The following is a 17,906-nucleotide window of genomic DNA, read 5'->3' on the forward strand; positions in this document are numbered from 1 at the left end:
GGGGGAGCCGGGCGCGCGTGCCGGGCCCCGTACTGGGCGGCAGGGGGAGGACCGGTTGCCGCCGCGCCTGATCCGGGAGCCGGCTACTGGCCCCGGCGGCCGTCGATGCGCTCGCGCAGAAGGTCGGCGTGCCCGTTGTGGCGGGCGTACTCCTCCACCATGTGCACCAGGACCTGACGCAGGTCCCACACCCGGTCGTTGTGGAGGTCGGTCCAGGTGGGGCTCTCCAGGTCGGGGGCTCGGGCCACGAACGCGTCGGTGTGGGCGCACTCCTCCCGCCAGGTCGCCCAGGCCTCCTCCACCACGGCCGGATCGGCCACCGCCCCGTCGAAGTCCCCGTCGGGGTCGGACGCGCTGGCGTAGAGCAGGGGCGCCTGCTCGCGGCTCCGCCCGCCCAGGCGGCACCGGAACCAGGCCCGCTCCACCTCCGACATGTGCCGCACCAGCCCCAGCAGGGACATGGTGGAGGGGTGCACCGAGCGGCGGGCCAGCGCGTCGGCGTCCAGACCCGAGCACTTCAGCTCCAGGGTCATGCGTTGCAGGCGCAGGAACTCGACCAGGACGGCGCGTTCGCCGACGGGGCGGGGGCGGCCCTCGCGGGGATCCTCGTCCGGGGCCAGGAACATGTCCGCGCGCTGTGTGCTCATAAGGGGGAGCATCGTCCGCGCGCCGCCGGTGCGCAACGGGTTTTCCCGCCCCGCCCGGCCGCCGTCAGGGCTTCGGGGGCTCCGGCTGTCGGAGGGCGCCGATCCGGCCGGGCACGAGCGGGCGAGAGGCCTTCGGCGGTGGGCGCACGGCCGGGTCAGCGCAGTGCGATGACCACGCACAGGAGCGCGACCAGGGAGGCCAGGGTGCGCACGTTGTTCCAGCGCACCCACACCGGCTCGAAGGCGGCGCGCACGGCGGCCGGGTCCGCGATCCGCTCGGCCGGGCCCTGCCGGTCCAGGACGTTGTTGCGCGGGACGTTGACCGCGAAGGTGGACACCAGGGCCGCGACCAGGCACAGCAGCGCCGCCCCCGACCACACGGCGGAGGCGGTCGCGCCAACGCTGGCGTAGAGCACGGCGCAGGCCAGCACCGCCACCGGGGCGCCGATGAAGACCACGGCGAAGAACGGGTTGAGGATGGCGACGTTGATCCCCTGCATCGCCTCGATCATCGCCCGGTCCCCGGACCTGCGCAGACCCGGCATCACCGCGATCGAGAACGCGAAGAACAACCCGGCGAACAGACCGGTCGCCACCACGGCGAACACCGGAACGACCACGTGCACCATCTCCGCCACGCCACACCCCGGATTCTGTTGTCCTGCCCGCGTGTTATGGGCGGATTCTACGTGCCGGGCGCAGTGCCCACGGCGCTCTCGTCCCCCCTGTTCCGGACGCCCCCCTGTTCCAGGCGCCACCACCGGCCCGTCCGGCACATCCGCCGCACCAGGCGTCCCGCCCCCCTTCGGGCGACGCCTCGCACACCACTCGCGGAGGCCGCACCAGATCAGCCGTGCCACTCGCAGAAGAGCACCGTGGCGTCGTCGCCGAACCTGCCGTGGTGGTACTCCAGCACCGCGTGCACCAGGCGCCGCAGCGTCTCGGGAACCGGCATGTTGTCGGCCTGGTGGCGGATGACGAAGTCCACGAACCGCTCCACGCCGAACTCGCGCCCCTCGGAGTCGCGCGCCTCGATGATGCCGTCGGTGTACAGCAGCAGCCGGTCGCCGGGTTCGAGCTGTTCGCGGCACACCGTCACCGGCAGCCCCAGGTCCATCCCCAGCGGGTGGGAGGGCTCGCACTCCAGGTCGCGGACCTTCTCGCCCCGGATGAGCACCGGCGGCAGGTGCCCGCAGTTGACCCAGTACAGCTCCCCGGTGGCCATGTTCAGCTCGGCCAGGATCGCGGTGGCGAAGCGGGTGCGCACGAACTCCTGGATCAGGGTGTGCTCCACCCCCCGGCACACGTCGGCCAGCGGGGTGCCCTTGCGGCGCTCGTTGCGAAAGGCCCCCACGGCCAGGTTCGCGATGAGCCCGGCGGTGGTGTCGTGGCCCATGGCGTCGAACATCGCCAGGTGGGCGGTCTCCCTGTCCAGGGCGTAGTCGAAGGAGTCCCCGGCGTTGTCGTAGGCCGGTTCGGTGGCGGCCGAGATCGTCACCCGCGAGTCGGCGAAGGTGCCGGGCGGCATGAGCGTCCACTGCATCTCCGCCGAGACCGACATGGGTTTGGTGCGGATCAGCCGGGCGTAGGCGTCGCTGTTGGAGCGCTTGGCGATGACCAGCAGCGCCACCATGGAGGCCAGGTCGCGCATCGCCGAGCGGTCGGGGTCGCCCGGGTAGCTCACGTGCAGCACGCCCAGGCGCTCGGCGCCGTCCAGGACCGGCACCCAGTAGCGCTGCTCGTCCTCCATCCGCACGGTCACGCCCGTGACGTAGGCCTGACCGGCCGGGGAGTCGTCCACCAGCAGGTCCTCACCGCCCTGGTGGGCGTCGATGCCCTCTCCCGTGAACTCGCGCAGGACCTGCTGCTGGTGGTCGGCCAGGTAGACGCGCGCCTGGGAGAGCCCGGCGCTGTCGGCCTTCTTGGCCACGAGTGCGGGTAGTTCCTCGAAGGTGGCCAGGTGTCCGGCCCGCACGAGGGAGACCATCAGCTCGTTGGACGCGTGTTGCACCGTCATGGCAGCACCCCGGAATCCGGCACGACAGGCGTTCGCCTCACGACTTCCCACCCGCCGTGCCATCTTTCGACCAGAAAATACATCTTCGCACGTGAGAGCCTGACCGAACAGGCCACGGCCCTCACCGAAACCTCCCTCGGAGTGCCCGGTCCGAAACCGCTTCTCCGCCGGGAAGGGCGCCGACCCCGCTCCCGCTCACCGGTCGGCGGCGCGTTCCGCGCGTTTCTCCACCGCGTGTTCCTCCACCGTGCGGGCGCCCGGCGCGCGGGGGACGGTGTCCGCGAGCGCGAGTCCGGGGGACGTCCGCTGCCGGGGTCGCGGACGCCCTTCGCGGCCGACCGGCTCCCGCCCCCGCGGATCGTCCAGTGAGCGGAACACCGGGGCGACCAGGGCGGCGACCGCCGTGACGCCCGCCAGTACGGCGAGGACGGCCCCGGCGACGGGCAGCCCGGCCGCCGTGGCCACGGCCGCGAGCGGGGCGCTGGTGAAGGCCGTGCCGTCGCGGCGCACTCAAGCCCCCGCACCTGTGGCGTGGACCACCGCGCCGAAGCGAAACCGGCGATGCCCCGACCGAACCGAGGAAGGCCCGCACCCGGCGTGAGCCGGACACGGGCCCCGGTCGGGGACGCGGTCGTCAGGACGTGCGCGTGTCGGGCGCCGTAGGCGCCGCTCCGACTCAGCGGGCCCCGGGTGCCCTGAGGATGTCACCGGGCAGCACCTCGGGCAGCCCGCGCCCGCACCCCGCGCACTCCGCCCGGCGCCGCACCGCGTAGGCGGCCGTGGCCACCCCCAGCGCCGCGCCCCACACCGCCATCGACGCGAACGCCACCGTGTGCAGCGGCTCGGCGGTCAGCAGCGAACGCGCCTGCGCGTCCAGGAGCTCCACCACGACGCTGCGGCCCATCGCCACCAGCGCCACCGCCACCAGGGTCGCGGGCACCACCGCCAGCCCCACCGGCACCCGGCGACCGGCCAGACCGGCCGTCCACCACGGGAAGCGCACGCCCCAGCGCTGCACGAGCCCCAGCATCAGCACCACGCCCACCAGGCCGGCCGTGCCCAGCCCCACCCCGATGACGATCGTGCCGCCGTCGGCCGCCATGGCGTCGAACTGCTCCCGGCCGACCCCCACCGGGATCCCGAAGAGCCAGGGCAGGCGCAGCGACGGGTAGAACAGGGCCACCGCACAGGCCAGGGCCACCGCGATCCGGCCCACCCGCAGCGCCCGGGTCCGCGCCGCGCGCTCACGCCCGGCGTTCCACTCCGGCGCGCGCCCGCAGCGCTGGCAGGCGCCGCGCACCGCACGGCGGTGGGTAAGCGCCGCCGCCACCCACACCGCCACCCCCGCCGCGAAGAACAGGGTGGACAGGTGGGAGGCGGTGAAGGTCGCCTCCGCCCACAGCCGCAGCAGGTCGGGCACGGCCCACCCCGCCACCGGCAGGATCATCGAGTACCCCAGCCAGGACAGCAGCTGACTGTCCACGAACACCAGCAGCACCACCGCGCCCAGCGTCCAGCAGACCGCCTCGACCACACGGCCCCCGGCTCCCCGCGGGCGCAGCATGAGCACGGCGCACACCGCGCCCACCGCGCCCAGCAGCAGGGACACCGCCCCCGGGACCGTCCGGGCGTTCAGCGGTCCCGAGGCGTCCGGGGCGAGCAGGGAGAACAGCGAGCCGAACCCGCCCTGCCCGGGGACGCCCGCCGGGACCACCCCGCTCAGCCAGGCCAGTCCCAGGGCCAGGGCCACCGCCGACCAGGCCAGGGCCGTCCAGGGGGCGGCGGCGGGCCGCAGGTGTTCGTGGCGGGTCCGGGTGACAGATGGTGGGGCGGCCATGGCCTGCTCCTCGTCTCAGGTGCGGTCGTTACCACCCACACCCTCGCGCGCACGGCCCCGGGCGCACCTCACCGTGCAGCGGGATCCGCGTCCCCCGGGCGGGGGAGGTCGGACACCCCGCGCGGACGCCGCCCCGTGCCCGGCTCCGGTCGCGGCCCCGCCGTCGCGCCGGTCTATCCCCGACCGGCCTGGTGGGCCTTGTCCAGGGCGGACAGCACCACCTCCACGGACTGGGCCCCCGAGATGCCGACGGCGCGGTCCATGACGAAGAAGGGCACCCCGGTCGCGCCCAACCGGCGGGCCAGGGCGATGTCCTCGCGCACGTCCTCGGCGTGCTCCTCGCCCTCCAGCACCCGCCGCACCTCCTGGGGCTCCAGTCCGACCTCGGCCGCCACCTCCACCAGGACGGCGGCGTCGCTGAGGTCGCGGGCCTCCACCAGCTGGGCGCGCATGAACCGCTCCTGCGCCCGGGCCTCCAGATCGCGGGTCCGGGCCAGGTGGATCAGGCGGTGGACGTCGAAGGTGTTGACCATGACCCCGCCCGCGAAGTCGTAGTCCAGGCCCTCCTGGGCGGCCACCCGCGTGACCTGCTCGGTCATCGACCGCACCTGCTCGCGGGGCGCCCCCATCTTGCGCGAGAGCGAGTCGTAGACCGGCTCGCTCACCCCCGGCGGGAAGGAGGGGTCCAGCTGGAAGCTGCGCCAGCGCACCCGGACCCGGTCGGCGTGCTCGAACAGCTCCAGCGCCCTCTCCAGGCGCCGCTTGCCGATGTAGCACCACGGACAGACGACGTCGGACCACACCTCGACCTGCACAGGCCAACCCCCCGCTCACCCACACGTTCCCCAGCGCGTTTCCGCTCCGGCTCCGAGCCACCCTAACCGGGACCCGGTACCGGCTACGGCGCGCGGACCCCGCGGCCCCGCGGCACGACCCCTAACCGTCGAGGCCGCCGTCCGCCAGCGCCCAACCGGGCAGTTCCTCGGTGCGCTCGGCCCACTCGGCGGGAACCCCGCCCCCGGGCAGACCCGCACCCAGGATCCCCGCCACGATCGCGCAGGTGGTGTCCATGTCCCCGCCCGGAGCGACCGCCGCCCACATCGCCGAGGCGAAACTCCCGCCGCCCGCACGCTCCCCCGACAGGACCCCGCCGTGCCGGGCCGCCACCCACAGCGTGAACGGCACCGTGTCCAACGCGCTGACCCGGGAGCCGTTGCCCAGCTCGGCGGCCGCCCCCAGCGGGTCGGCGGCCACCAGCAGCCTGCGGGCGGCGCCCACCGCCTCGCGCACGCGCCCCGGCCGCAGACACTCGGCCACCCCGTCCAGGAAGGGCCCGGGCCCCATCGGCTCGCGCCGTGCCACCAGCGCGGCGGCCACCGCCACCGCGACCGCGCCGTCCACCGCCTCGGGGTGGGTGTGGGTCACCCGCGCGCTCACCGCCGCCTCCCGGGCGGCCCGGTCCGGATCGTCGGCGTACCAGGCGCCCAACGGGGCCACCCGCATCGCCGCCCCGTTGCCGAAGGAACCCGACCCCCCGAACAGCTCAGCGGCCAGCGTCCGCCAGTCCCCGCCCTCGCGCACCTGGCGCAGCAGCCGCCCGGTGGCCGGGCCGTAACCGCGGTCGAAGTCGTGGTGGCGGGCGAAGGAGCCCGCCAACCGGTCGGGGTCCACCCCCGGGCCGCGCACCGCCTCCGCGTACACCGACGCCGCCATCTCGGTGTCGTCCGTCCACTGCCACGGCCCCGGCGGCAACTCCCGCTCCTCCAAGAAGCGCCGGTTGGCCGGAACGAAGAACTGGGAGCCGAAGGCGTCACCCACGGCCAGGGCGGACAGACAGGACAGGGCGCGCGCGGGGCGCGGGGCGGCGAACGTGTGCATCAGCGCCCATCCTGGCCGACCCGGGGACCGCTGTCCACGCCCCGCCGCCCGCCACCGGGCACGGCAGGACGGAGGACGTGGCCGGACCCGCGCGGCCCCTCCGGTGTGACCAACCACCCAGACGGGGCCCGCCCGGCACCCACCCTGGCACTTCACCCCGCATCACGCACCCGCCACCTGCGGTGGCAGCACATCGAAACAAGCGCGACACATACGGCTGACCGTCGGGAAACACCCGGGAGGTTGCCTGAAACCTGTCCGACCCCGCAGCAGGAGGAGCCCATGGAAGAACTCGTCGTCATCGGCAACGGCATGGTCGGCCACCGCCTCGTCGAGGCCCTGCGCGACCGTGACACCGCCGGACACTGGCACATCACCGTCGTGGGCGAGGAGCCCCGCACCGCCTACGACCGGGTGGCCCTGTCCTCCTACTTCGACGGCGCCAGCGCCCAGGACCTGTCCCTGGGCGACCTGAGCGGCCCCCACGTGGACGTGCACGTCAACGAACGCGCCGTGGACATCGACCGCGCCAACCGCACCGTCACCACCGCGAGCGGACGCGTCCTGCCCTACGACCGGCTCGTCCTGGCCACCGGCTCCACACCCTTCGTGCCGCCCGTGCCCGGCCACGACCTGCCCGGCTGCCACGTCTACCGCACCATCGAGGACCTGGACGCCATCACCGCCTCCGCGCGCGGCGCGCGCACCGGCGTGGTCGTGGGCGGCGGCCTGCTGGGACTGGAGGCCGCCAACGCCCTGCGCCTGCTGGGCGTGCGGGCGCACGTGGTCGAACTCGCCCCCCACCTGATGCCCGCGCAGATCGACGAGGGCGCCGGAGGCCTGCTGCGCACCCTGATCACCGACCTGGGCGTGCGGGTCCACACCGGCTCGGCCTCCACCGCCGTGGAGGCCGGCCCCGACGGCCGCGTGGCCCGCCTGACCCTGGGCGAGGGCTCCCTGGACGCCGACCTGGTCGTGTTCTCCGTGGGCATCCGCCCCCGCGACGACCTCGCCCGCGCGATCGGGCTGGAGGTCGGCGAACGCGGCGGCATCGTCGTCGACGACACCTGCACCACCAGCGACGCCCACATCCACGCCGTGGGCGAGGCCGCCAACCACCGCGGCACCGTGTACGGCCTCATCGCCCCCGGCAACGCCATGGCCGAGGTCGTCGCCGACCGGCTCGTGGGCGGCCGGGCCACCTTCACCGGCGCCGACACCTCCACCAAACTCAAGCTCATGGGCGTGGACGTGGCCAGCTTCGGCGACGCCCACGGACGCACCCCCGGCGCCCTGGACGTGGTCGTCAACGACGCCGCCAGCGGCCGCTACGCCAAGCTCGTGGTCTCCGACGACGCCACCACGCTGCTCGGCGGCGTCCTGGTCGGCGACGCCTCGGCCTACGCCACCCTGCGTCCCCTGGTCGGCTCCCCCCTGCCCGGCGACCCCCTGTCGCTGATCACCCCCGAGGGCGCCACCCTGGGCGCCGACGCCCTGCCCGACACCGCCCAGATCTGCTCGTGCAACGCCGTCACCAAGGGCGAACTGACCGAGGCCATCTCCTGCGGCAACCACGACGTGCCCGCGCTCAAGGCCTGCACCAGGGCGGGCACCAGCTGCGGCTCGTGCGTGCCCATGCTCAAGCAGATCCTCGCCCAGGCGGGCATCGAGCAGTCCAAGGCCCTGTGCGAACACTTCCCCCAGTCGCGCGCCGAACTGGTCGAGATCGTGCGCGCCACCGGCACCACCACCTTCTCCGGGCTCATCGCCGCCCACGGCACCGGACACGGCTGCGACGTGTGCAAGCCCACGGTCGCCTCCATCCTGGCCTCCCTGGGCAACGGGCACATCCTGGAGGGCGAACAGGCCACCCTGCAGGACACCAACGACCGCTACCTGGCCAACATGCAGCGCAACGGCACCTACTCGGTCGTACCGCGCATCCCCGGCGGCGAGATCACCCCCGACAAGCTCATCGTCATCGGCGAGGTCGCACGCGACTTCAACCTCTACACCAAGATCACCGGCGGCCAGCGCATCGACCTGTTCGGCGCCCGCCTCGAACAGCTGCCCGTCATCTGGAAACGGCTGGTCGACGCCGGATTCGAGTCCGGACACGCCTACGGCAAGTCCCTGCGCACCGTCAAGTCGTGCGTGGGCACCACCTGGTGCCGCTTCGGCGTCCAGGACTCGGTGGGCCTGGCCATCCGCCTGGAGGAGCGCTACCGGGGCCTGCGCTCACCCCACAAGCTCAAGGCCGCCGTCTCCGGGTGCGCCCGCGAGTGCGCCGAGGCCCGCGGCAAGGACTTCGGCGTCATCGCCACCGACAAGGGCTGGAACCTGTACGTGGGCGGCAACGGCGGTTTCACCCCCCGCCACGCCGAACTCCTGGCCTCGGACCTGGACGAGGACACCCTCATCCGCTACGTCGACCGGTTCCTGATGTTCTACGTGCGCACCGCCGACCGCCTCCAGCGCACCGCCCCCTGGATCGAGTCCCTGGACGGCGGCCTGGACCACCTGCGCGACGTCGTCGTCCAGGACTCCCTGGGCATCGCCGCCGAACTGGAGGAGGCCATGGCCCGCCACGTGGACTCCTACGGCGACGAGTGGGCCGCCGTCCTGGCCGACCCCGACAAGCTCGCGCGCTTCGTCTCCTTCGCCAACGCCCCCGACACCCCCGACCCCACCATCAGCTTCACCACCACCCGCGACCAGCCGGTCCCCACCGCTCCCGTCAGCCTGGGCATGCCCGCCCGCCGACCCCAGGAGGCCACCCGATGACCGTCACCACCCAAGCCCAGCCCACCACCTGGATCGACGCCTGCGCTCCGGCGGGCCTGCGCGTGGAGGACGGGGTGGCCGTGCTGCTCCCCGACGGCCGCCAGGTCGCCGTGTTCCGCACCCGCGACCAGCACCTGTACGCCGTCGACAACATTGACCCCTACACCGGCGCCGCCGTCATCTCACGCGGCATCGTCGGCGACCGCGCGGGCGAGCCCACCGTCGCCTCACCCATGCTCAAGAACGTCTTCTCCCTGCGCACCGGCCAGAGCCTGGACGACGAGCACGTGCGCCTGACCACCTGGCCCGTGCGCCAGACCGACACCGCCGTGCAGATCGGCGCCCGCGCCCAGGAGGGCACACCGTGAACACCTCCCTGGACGACGACACCGCGGCCCCGCCCGCCCACCGCCCGGCCGAACCCGCCACCACCGCGCCGCTGGCCGGGTTCACCGTCGCCGTCACCGCCGCCCGCCGCGCCGAGGAGATCAGCGCCCTGCTGCGCCGCAAGGGCGCCCAGGTCCTGGCCGCACCGGCCCTGCGCATCGTGCCGCTCAGCGACGACCAGCGCCTGGCCGCGGTCTCTGAACAGCTCGCCCGCCGCCCCGCCGACGTCGTCGTGGCCACCACCGGCATCGGCTTCCGCGGCTGGGTGGAGGCGTGTGAGACCTGGGGCACCGTCGACCCGCTCCTGGAGAGCCTGCGCACCTCGCGCCTGCTGGCCCGCGGCCCCAAGGCCAAGGGCGCCATCCGCGCCGCCGGGCTCACCGAGGAGTGGTCGCCGCCCTCGGAGTCCTCCGCCGAGGTCCTGGACTACCTGCTCGCCCGGGGCGTGCGGGGGCTGCGCGTGGCCATCCAGCTGCACGGCGAACCCCTGCCCGACTTCACCGCCGCCCTGCGCCTGGCCGGAGCCGACGTCGTCGAGGTCCCCGTCTACCGCTGGACCCTGCCCGAGGACACCGCGCCCCTGGACCGCCTCATCGAGGCCGTCACCAGCGGGGGAGTGGACGCGGTCACCTTCACCAGCGCCCCGGCCGCGGCGGGGCTGCTGGCCCGCGCCCACACCACCGGCCACCAGGCCGCCCTGGTCCGGGCCCTGCGCGGCGACGTCCTGGCCATGTGCGTGGGGGCGGTCACCGCACGCCCCCTCATGGCCCACGACATCCCCACCGTGTGGCCCCAGCGCGCCCGCGTCGGCGCCCAGGTCCGCGCGCTCGCCGAGGAGCTGCCCGCACGCTTTCCGACCCTGTCCGTGGCCGGGCACCGCCTGCGCCTGCGCGGCCACGCCGTCCTGGTCGACGGCACCGTGCGCACCCTCTCGCCCACCCTGATGCGGGTGCTGCGCGAACTGGCGCGCAGGCCCGGCCAGGTCCTGGACCGCACCCGCCTGCTCACCTGCCTGGGCGAGGACGCCGACGCCCACGCCGTGGAGACGGCCGTGGCCCGGCTGCGCACCGCGCTGGGCGACCCCCGCATCATCCAGACCGTGGTCAAACGCGGCTACCGGCTGGCCCTGGACCCGGCCGAGCGCACCCTCTGACAGCGCACCGGCCCACCCTCCCGAGGGAAAGGAAGAAGCGGACCCCGGCCCCGGCCGTCCGCGCCACGCGATGCACCGACACCCCACCCTGCTGCTGGCCGTCCACGGCACCCGCGACCCCCACGGCACCGCCGTGGCCCACTCCCTGGCCCTGCGCGTGGCCGAGGTGACGGGCCAACCCACCCGCCTGGCCTTCGCCGACGTGCTCGCGCCCAGCGTCGGCGAGGTCGCCGCCCGCACCCCGGGGCCCCTGGTGGTCGTGCCCGCGTTCCTGGCCTCGGGCTACCACGTGCGCACCGACATCCCCCACCAGCTCGCCCGCGCCGGACGCGCCGACGCCGTCATCACCCCCGCCCTGGGCGATCACCCCGCGGTCCTGGACACCGCCGTGCGCCGCCTGGTCGGAGCCGGGTACCGGCCCGGGGACGCCGTCGTGCTGGCCTGCGCCGGGACCTCCGACCCCTTCGCGGGCGCCGAGCTGGAGCAGGCGGCCCAGCGCATGTCCCAGCGCCTGGGCACCCCCGTGGAGCTGGGGTTCATCGCCACCGGCGAACCCACCGTGGCCGAACGGGTGGCCCGCCTGCGCGAACGGGGGCACCGCAGGGTGGCCGTGGCCAGCTGGCTGCTGGCGCCGGGGCTCTTCCACGACCGCCTGGCCGGGGCGGGCGCGGACGTGGTGGCGCGCCCGCTGTGCCCGGACCCGGCCCTGGCCCACGCCGTGGCCGCGCGCTACCGCCAGGCCGCCATCGCCCAGCCCGTCTGAACCGGGGGCCGGACACCGGGACGGGGGAGCGGCACCCGCCGGGCCGGGCACCGGCCCGGCGGGGGAGGGACCCGTCGCACGGCACCGGCCCGCCCGGCCGTACGCTCCCCGGACATGGCCACAACCGGCCGCCGGGTGCGCGGGGCCGGCGGACGGGGAAGACCACCCGTGGGCTCCCCGCCCATCCCGGTCCGCACCGCCCCCGAGGACAGCCATGCCCGCAGTACCCGCCCCCCCGCTCGACTTCCACGACCCCGCCAGCGACCGGGCCGTCGGCGCCCTGTTCGGCGCCCCGACCGCCGCCGCCCTGGTCGGCACCCCGCCCTCCCTGGCCGCGCACACCACCGGACCCGGCACCGCCCACGCCCGTCTGGTCCGCGCCGCGCTCACCGACCTGGCCGGACCCGACCAGCCGCCCGGTCCCCCCGAGGACCCCCTCGAACGCGCCTGGGCCGCGGCGCTGCGCACCGCCGCCCGCACCGGCGCCCTGCCCTCCCGCGCCCCCGCCCTGGAGCACACCGCCGCCGACGACCCCCTGGGCGCCTCCTGGCGTGCGTTGACGCGCACCCGCCGCCCCGCCGAGGACCCCGCCCGCGGCTCCTTCGCCTGCACCCACCTGGTCGAGGCCGTCTGGTCGGCCTACGCCGCCGCCGGGGATCGGGCCGCCCTGCACACCGGCACCCTGGCCGCCGCCCTGTGGGGCGCCTCGGCCCTGCCCCTGCACGCCCTGCGCCGCCTGTCGGAGACCACCGACCCCCACGCCCTGACCACCACCGCCATGACCACCGCCCGCGGCCCCCACCCCACCCTGTGGCCCGAGCACCCCGTCCTGGTCGACGAACCCCGCCGCCTGCCGCCCTTCGCCGTCCCCCACCCCCTGGACCCGGGCGTCCTGCTGGGCAACCTCGACCACCTGCGCGCCCACCCCGAGACCGTGGACGCCGCGGTCTCGCTGTGCCGCACCCACCCCAGCGACGCGCCCCACCTGCCCGCCGCCGACTGGGTGCGGGTGTGGCTGCACGACCGACGGGGCGCCAACTCCCACCCGCACTTCACCCTGGACGAGGCGGCCGCCGCGGTCGCGGCCCTGCGCGCGGAGGGCAAACGCGTCCTGCTGCACTGCTGGGCGGGCGCCTCGCGCACCCCGGCCGTGGCCACCCGCTACGCCGTCGCCGCCCTGGGCGCCCCCGTCCTGCCCACCCTGGCCGCCATGATCCGCACCGTGGGCGGGCACCTGGACAACCCCAGCCTGTCCACCGCCGTCGCCCGGCTCAGCGGCGTGGACCTGCCCGACCCGGCCGCCACCCTCTTCCCCGAGGGCGTGCCGCCCCGGCGCCCCGAGCTGCCCGAACCCCACATCACCGGGTGACGAACACCACCGACCCTTCAGGTGACAAGTTCCACAAACCCTCCCTTTCCGGTACCGTTACCCTCGCGTTACCCCTAGGATCTGCGCCCAGAACCCGCGCACCATCCGGCGGCCCGCTCCAGGCGCCGCGCCCTCCCGCGACCCGGGGCGCCGCACCACCCGCGCACCCCACCCCGGAGCACCCGCGCCGCCACACCCTGTTCCCGTTCGAAGGACTATCCGTCGTGGGCACACACCAGCCCCAGAACCCGCCGGCCGACGAAGAGGCCACCCGCGCCGACGCGCCCGTGGGACCCCGCGTGGCCGCCAAACGCTCCCGCCGCAAGCGCACCCTCATCCTGGCCTCGGCCACCGGGGCCGCACTCCTGGTGGGCGGCACCGCCGCCGCGGCCGTCATCGCCACCGGCGCCGACCCGGGCAGCGCCACCAACGCCGCGGGCGTCCCCCAGGCCGACCCGGACCCGCTGGTCGCCGACGACGCCACGCCCAACGCCGGGCAGGAGCAGCAGCAGCTCGCCGAGGAGGCCGTCAGCTCCGCCACCCAGCGCTCCAGCACCGACGCCTCCGACATCCTCGAGGAGCCCGAGGAGGAGGAGACCGAGGAGGCCGAGGAACCCGCCGCCGACAGCGGCGGCGGCGACTCCGAGTCCACCGGCCAGGGCGGCACCTGCCAGGCCTCCTACTACGGAGCCGACTTCGCCGGACGCACCACCGCCAACGGTGAGACGTTCGACCCCAACGCCATGACCGCCGCGCACAAGACCCTGCCCTTCGGCACCCAGGTCCAGGTGACCAACCCGAGCAGCGGCGAGTCCGTGACCGTGCGCATCAACGACCGCGGCCCCTACGTCGACGGACGCTGCCTGGACCTGTCCACCGCGGCCTTCGACCAGATCATCGGCACCGGAGCCGGGGTGGGCCAGGTCGACTGGCAGGTCGTGGGGTAACACCCTCCCCACCCGCACGCGTGCGCGCCGCGGCGGCCCCCGAACGGGCCGCCGCGCCGCCGCCGCACGCGGCCCGCGTACCAGCGCGAAGACGGGCAACCCCCTCCACCCCCCCGGGGCGCACCGGCCACCGCCCGCTACGACGCGCACTCCCGGCGCGGGCCCACTGCCCGCACGAACCGGCCCCGCCAGCCCTTACGGCACGCACACGCCAACACCGCCGCACACCCCGGCACACGTTCGGCGACCAGCCCCGAGACGGCCCCGCCGAACCCTCACCGGCCCCTCGCACCGCATCCGCCGCGCGTGTGAGCCCCCACACGTCACCGCTTCGTGGCACAATCCCCAGCACCCACACCAACACCACACAGGGGAGCAGGGGCGTGTTCCGCACCACCACCGGTTGGGTCGTCTCACCCACCGACCTCGTCGACACCCTGGAGTGCGACCACCGCAGCGCCCTGAAGACCGCCCTGGCCGCCCGCGTCGAAGGCGCACCCGCCCCCACCGACATCGACCCGCTCGTGGCCCAGCACGGCCTGGCCCACGAACAGGCCGAACTCGAACGCCTCAGCGCCCTGGTCGAGGTCGTCCGCATGCCCGACCCCCGCCCCGAGGACGCCTCCCTGGCCGCGGCCGCCCAGGCCACCGCCGAGGCCATGGCCGCCGGGGTCCCCGTCATCTACCAGGGCAGCTTCCACCACCGCCTCACCGAACCCGACCCCGACGGGCGGACGGTGTCCTTCCACGGCCGCGCCGACTTCCTCATCCGCTCCGACCTGGACCCCGCCACCGGCCGCACCCGCACCCCCGCCCCCGCGAACTGGACCTACGAACCCTGGGACACCAAGCTCGCCCGCCGCCCCGGCCCCGGCGCCGTCGTCCAGCTCGCCGCCTACGCCCACGCCGTCAGCGTCGCCACCGGCCACACCCCCCAGCACATGCACCTGCTCACCGGTGACAACCACACCCACACCCTGCCCACCGCCGACTTCACCCCCATCCTGAGCACCGTCACCACCCGCCTGCTCACCCTCCTGGCCAGCGAACCCGCCCTGCCCGCCCCCACCTGGGGCCAGCCCCGCCCCGCCTGCGAGGGCTGCGGCTACCAGGCCTGGTGCTCCCAGGGGCGCACCGCCGCCCGCCACCTGTCCCTGGTCGCCGGACTGCGCACCGACCAGGCCGCCAAACTCACCGACTCCGGCCTGGACACCATCGACGCCCTCGCCCGTGCCGACGACGACCAGCGCCCCGCCACCCTGCCCCGCCGCTCCTTCGACCAGCTGCGCGCCCAGGCCGCCCTCCAGGTCCGCCAGGACCGCACCCGCACCCCCGACAACCCCCAGGGCACCGTCACCGCCGAGGTCTTCGCCCCCGACGGCCTGGCCAGCCTGCCCGCCCCCAGCCCCGGCGACGTCTTCTTCGACATGGAGGGTTACCCCTACCACTCCCGCGAGGGCGAACGCGGCCTGGAGTACCTCTTCGGCGCCACCACCGAGGACGCCCACGGCGCCGAGACCTTCCACGCCTTCTGGGCCCACGACCGCGCCCAGGAGAAGAAGGCCCTGGAGGACTTCGTCGACTTCGCCACCGCCCGCGTGGACGCCGACCCCGGCGCCCACGTCTACCACTACGCCTCCTACGAGGTGGACCGCCTCAAACACCTGAGCTCGGAGTTCGCCACCCGTGAGGAGGAGGTCAACCGGCTCCTGCGCGAGAACCGCCTGGTGGACCTGTACACCGTCGTACGCAAGAGCCTGCGCGTGTCCCAGCGCTCCTACTCCATCAAGTACCTCGAACCCCTCTACCTGTCCGCCGCCCGCTCCGGCGGCGTCACCACCGCCACCTCCAGCATCGACGCCTACGCCGCCTACCTGGCCGCCGCCGAGGCCGGCGACCACGACCGGGCCGCGCGGGTCCTGTCCGACATCGCCGCCTACAACCGCGACGACTGCCACTCCACCGCCCGCCTGCGCGACTGGCTGGAGGACCACCGCACCCACCAGGGCATCACCGACCGCCCCCTGGTCCAGCTCGAACTCACCGAGGCCGAGGCCGAACGCGCCCGCAAGCGCCAGGAGAAGGCCGCCCGCCACGCCGCCCTCACCGAACCCCTGCTCGACCAGGTCCCCGCCCAGGCCCAGGACCGCGAACCCGACCACCACACCCGCGCCCGACTGGCTGCCCTGGTCGGCTACTACCAGCGCGAGAACCTGCCCCCCTGGCGCGAGCACTACCGGCGCACCAGCGCGCCCCTGACCGACCTGGAGTCCGACACCGACTGCGCCGTGCCCTGGCAGGTGCGCGCGGGGGAGTGGATCGAACCCACCGGCCGCCAGCGCAAGTCCCGCCGCGAACTCTCCCTGCGCCTGGACACCGCCCACCCCCACCCCTTCACCTCCGGCCAGGACGTGCACCTGCTCTACCCCGGCGCCCCCGGACAGCCCGCCACCACCACCCAGGCCAAGGTCGCCGAGGCCGACGCCGACACCCTGGCCATCACCGAGACCTGCGACCCCGACTCCACCTACTCCCGGCCCCCCGTCGCCGTCCTGCCCGGCTCCCCGGTCAACCCCGCCCCCAAGGACGGCGCCCTGGAGACCGTGGCCCGCACCGCCCTGGACACCCTGCCCGAGTGGCCCCACCACCCCGGCCTGGACGTGCTGCGCCGCATCCCGCCGCGCCTGAGCACCCCCGGCCCGCTGCCCGACCCCGCCGACCACGACGGCGACCTCATCCAGGCCACCATCGCCGCCGTGGATCGCCTGGAGGGCTCCTACCTCGCCGTGCAGGGCCCGCCCGGCGCGGGCAAGACCTACCTGGCCGCCCAGCTCATCACCCACCTGGCCCGCCAGGGCAAGAGTGTGGGCGTGTGCTCCACCGGCCACAAGGCCGTGGAGAACGTCATGACCGCCGCCCTGCGCGCCGCCGAGGCCGCCGGGGTGGAGGTGGCCGCCGCCAAACGCGCCAAGGGGCGCGGCAAGGACACCGACCAGGACCTGCCCTGGGAGCAGCCCTCCAGCCCCCAGGCCCTGGCCAGCTGGCGCGACAAGCACACCGCCCAGGGCCACCCCGTCCTCATCGGCGGCACCGCCTGGGCCATGTCCAACGCCGCCATGCTCGCCGACCCCCTGGACGTGCTCATCATCGACGAGGCCGGACAGTTCGCCCTGGCCGACACCCTCGCGGTCTCCGCCGCCGCCCGCAACCTCGTCCTGCTGGGCGACCCCCAGCAGCTGCCCCAGGTCGTCCAGGGCACCCACGGCGAGGGCGCCGACGCCTCCGCCCTGCAACACCTCATGGCCGGACGCCAGATCATCGACCCCTCACGCGGCTACTTCCTCGACCAGACCCGCCGCATGCACCCGGCCGTGTGCGCCACCGTCTCCGCCCTGTCCTACCAGGGCCGCCTGCACGCCCACCCCAGCACCGCCGACCGTGCCCTGGCCACCCTGGCACCGGGCGTGTACACCCTGCCCACTCCCCACCAGGGCCGCACCACCCACAGTCCCGAGGAGGTCCAGGCGGTGGTGGAGGTGGCCACCCACCTGGTCACCGACAAGGTCACCGACGCCGCCGAGGCGCACCCGCGCCCCCTGACCGGCCACGACATCCTCGTGGTGGCCCCCTACAACCTCCAGGTGCGCGCCCTGCGCCGGGCCCTGGCCCGGGCCGCCGACGACCACCCCGCCCTGGAGGGGGTGCGCGTGGGCACCGTGGACAAGTTCCAGGGCCAGGAGGCCGCCGCCGTCATCTGCTCGATGACCACCTCCAACGCCGCCGAGGCCAGCCGCGGCACCGCCTTCGTCCTGGACCGCAACCGCCTCAACGTGGCCCTGTCGCGCGCCCAGCTCGTCGCGGCCGTGGTCTTCTCACCCGACCTGCTCACCACCGCCCCGCGCAGCATCGACGAACTGCGCCTGCTGTCCTCCTTCACCCGCCTGACCGAGGGCGCCCGCCCCTGGCCCGCCCGGCACTGACCGCCCCGCCCTGCGGTTTCGGAGCTGCCTGAGTCAGTGCTAGCTTGGTGAGCGTCGATTCGGATGAGAACCACGTCCGCATCGGCCTACCGCCGGGCTGGCGGGAAGTGATGTCTGTGGAGCTGATGTAAGACCGATGGGCGG

Annotated in this window: 14 protein-coding genes; 7 read left to right on the forward strand and 7 right to left on the reverse strand. The window is 74.9% G+C overall.

The annotated features are described in order from the left end of the window. Window positions 1-83: 83 nt before the first annotated feature. From EV372_RS25850 to EV372_RS25880, 7 genes are all read right to left on the reverse strand, one after another. Complete coding sequence (locus EV372_RS25850; protein ID WP_130398180.1) at window positions 84-647, reverse strand: DinB family protein; 564 nt, start codon at window positions 645-647, stop codon at window positions 84-86. A 155-nt stretch (window positions 648-802) separates the two neighbouring features. Continuing rightward, window positions 803-1,285, reverse strand: coding sequence for an anthrone oxygenase family protein (locus EV372_RS25855; RefSeq protein ID WP_130398181.1), 483 nt, complete (start codon window positions 1,283-1,285; stop codon window positions 803-805). A gap of 209 nt (window positions 1,286-1,494) precedes the next feature. Further along, window positions 1,495-2,664 (reverse strand): PP2C family protein-serine/threonine phosphatase, encoded by a 1,170-nt coding sequence (locus tag EV372_RS25860; RefSeq protein WP_130398182.1) that lies wholly within the window; start codon window positions 2,662-2,664, stop codon window positions 1,495-1,497. A gap of 195 nt (window positions 2,665-2,859) precedes the next feature. Next, window positions 2,860-3,174, reverse strand: coding sequence for a hypothetical protein (locus EV372_RS25865; RefSeq protein WP_253793577.1), 315 nt, complete (start codon window positions 3,172-3,174; stop codon window positions 2,860-2,862). 166 nt (window positions 3,175-3,340) lie between these two features. Further along, a complete protein-coding gene (locus EV372_RS25870) occupies window positions 3,341-4,501 on the reverse strand; it encodes a hypothetical protein (protein ID WP_130398183.1) in 1,161 nt (386 codons plus the stop codon). A gap of 173 nt (window positions 4,502-4,674) precedes the next feature. Beyond that, window positions 4,675-5,316 (reverse strand): DsbA family oxidoreductase, encoded by a 642-nt coding sequence (locus EV372_RS25875; protein ID WP_130398184.1) that lies wholly within the window; start codon window positions 5,314-5,316, stop codon window positions 4,675-4,677. Between the two features lie 121 nt (window positions 5,317-5,437). Beyond that, window positions 5,438-6,379 (reverse strand): ADP-ribosylglycohydrolase family protein, encoded by a 942-nt coding sequence (locus EV372_RS25880; protein WP_130398185.1) that lies wholly within the window; start codon window positions 6,377-6,379, stop codon window positions 5,438-5,440. A gap of 282 nt (window positions 6,380-6,661) precedes the next feature. On the opposite strand from EV372_RS25880, the gene nirB reads away from it, so the two are divergent. From nirB to EV372_RS25915, 7 genes are all read left to right on the forward strand, one after another. After that, window positions 6,662-9,163 carry a nitrite reductase large subunit NirB gene (gene nirB, locus EV372_RS25885; protein WP_130398186.1) on the forward strand — a complete coding sequence of 834 codons (2,502 nt, stop codon included), beginning with the start codon at window positions 6,662-6,664 and terminating at the stop codon, window positions 9,161-9,163. Continuing rightward, a complete protein-coding gene (nirD, locus tag EV372_RS25890) occupies window positions 9,160-9,531 on the forward strand; it encodes a nitrite reductase small subunit NirD (protein ID WP_130398187.1) in 372 nt (123 codons plus the stop codon). Before nirB ends, nirD begins: the two co-directional genes overlap by 4 nt. Beyond that, on the forward strand, window positions 9,528-10,703 hold the full coding sequence (locus EV372_RS25895; protein WP_130398188.1) for a uroporphyrinogen-III synthase: 1,176 nt from the start codon (window positions 9,528-9,530) through the stop codon (window positions 10,701-10,703). The genes nirD and EV372_RS25895 overlap by 4 nt, the downstream gene beginning before the upstream one ends. A 70-nt stretch (window positions 10,704-10,773) precedes the next feature. Further along, on the forward strand, window positions 10,774-11,466 hold the full coding sequence (locus tag EV372_RS25900) for a sirohydrochlorin chelatase (RefSeq protein WP_130398189.1): 693 nt from the start codon (window positions 10,774-10,776) through the stop codon (window positions 11,464-11,466). Between the two features lie 214 nt (window positions 11,467-11,680). Next, window positions 11,681-12,835, forward strand: a complete 1,155-nt coding sequence (locus EV372_RS25905; protein ID WP_130398190.1) for a protein-tyrosine phosphatase family protein — start codon at window positions 11,681-11,683, stop codon at window positions 12,833-12,835. Between the two features lie 224 nt (window positions 12,836-13,059). Continuing rightward, the gene (locus tag EV372_RS25910) at window positions 13,060-13,782 is read left to right on the forward strand and encodes a septal ring lytic transglycosylase RlpA family protein (RefSeq protein WP_165436039.1); all 723 of its coding nucleotides are present in this window, start codon (window positions 13,060-13,062) and stop codon (window positions 13,780-13,782) included. A gap of 383 nt (window positions 13,783-14,165) precedes the next feature. Next, window positions 14,166-17,762, forward strand: a complete 3,597-nt coding sequence (locus EV372_RS25915) for a TM0106 family RecB-like putative nuclease (RefSeq protein ID WP_130398191.1) — start codon at window positions 14,166-14,168, stop codon at window positions 17,760-17,762. Window positions 17,763-17,906: the final 144 nt, after the last annotated feature.

The organism is Nocardiopsis sp. CNZ308 (genome assembly GCF_004217075.1).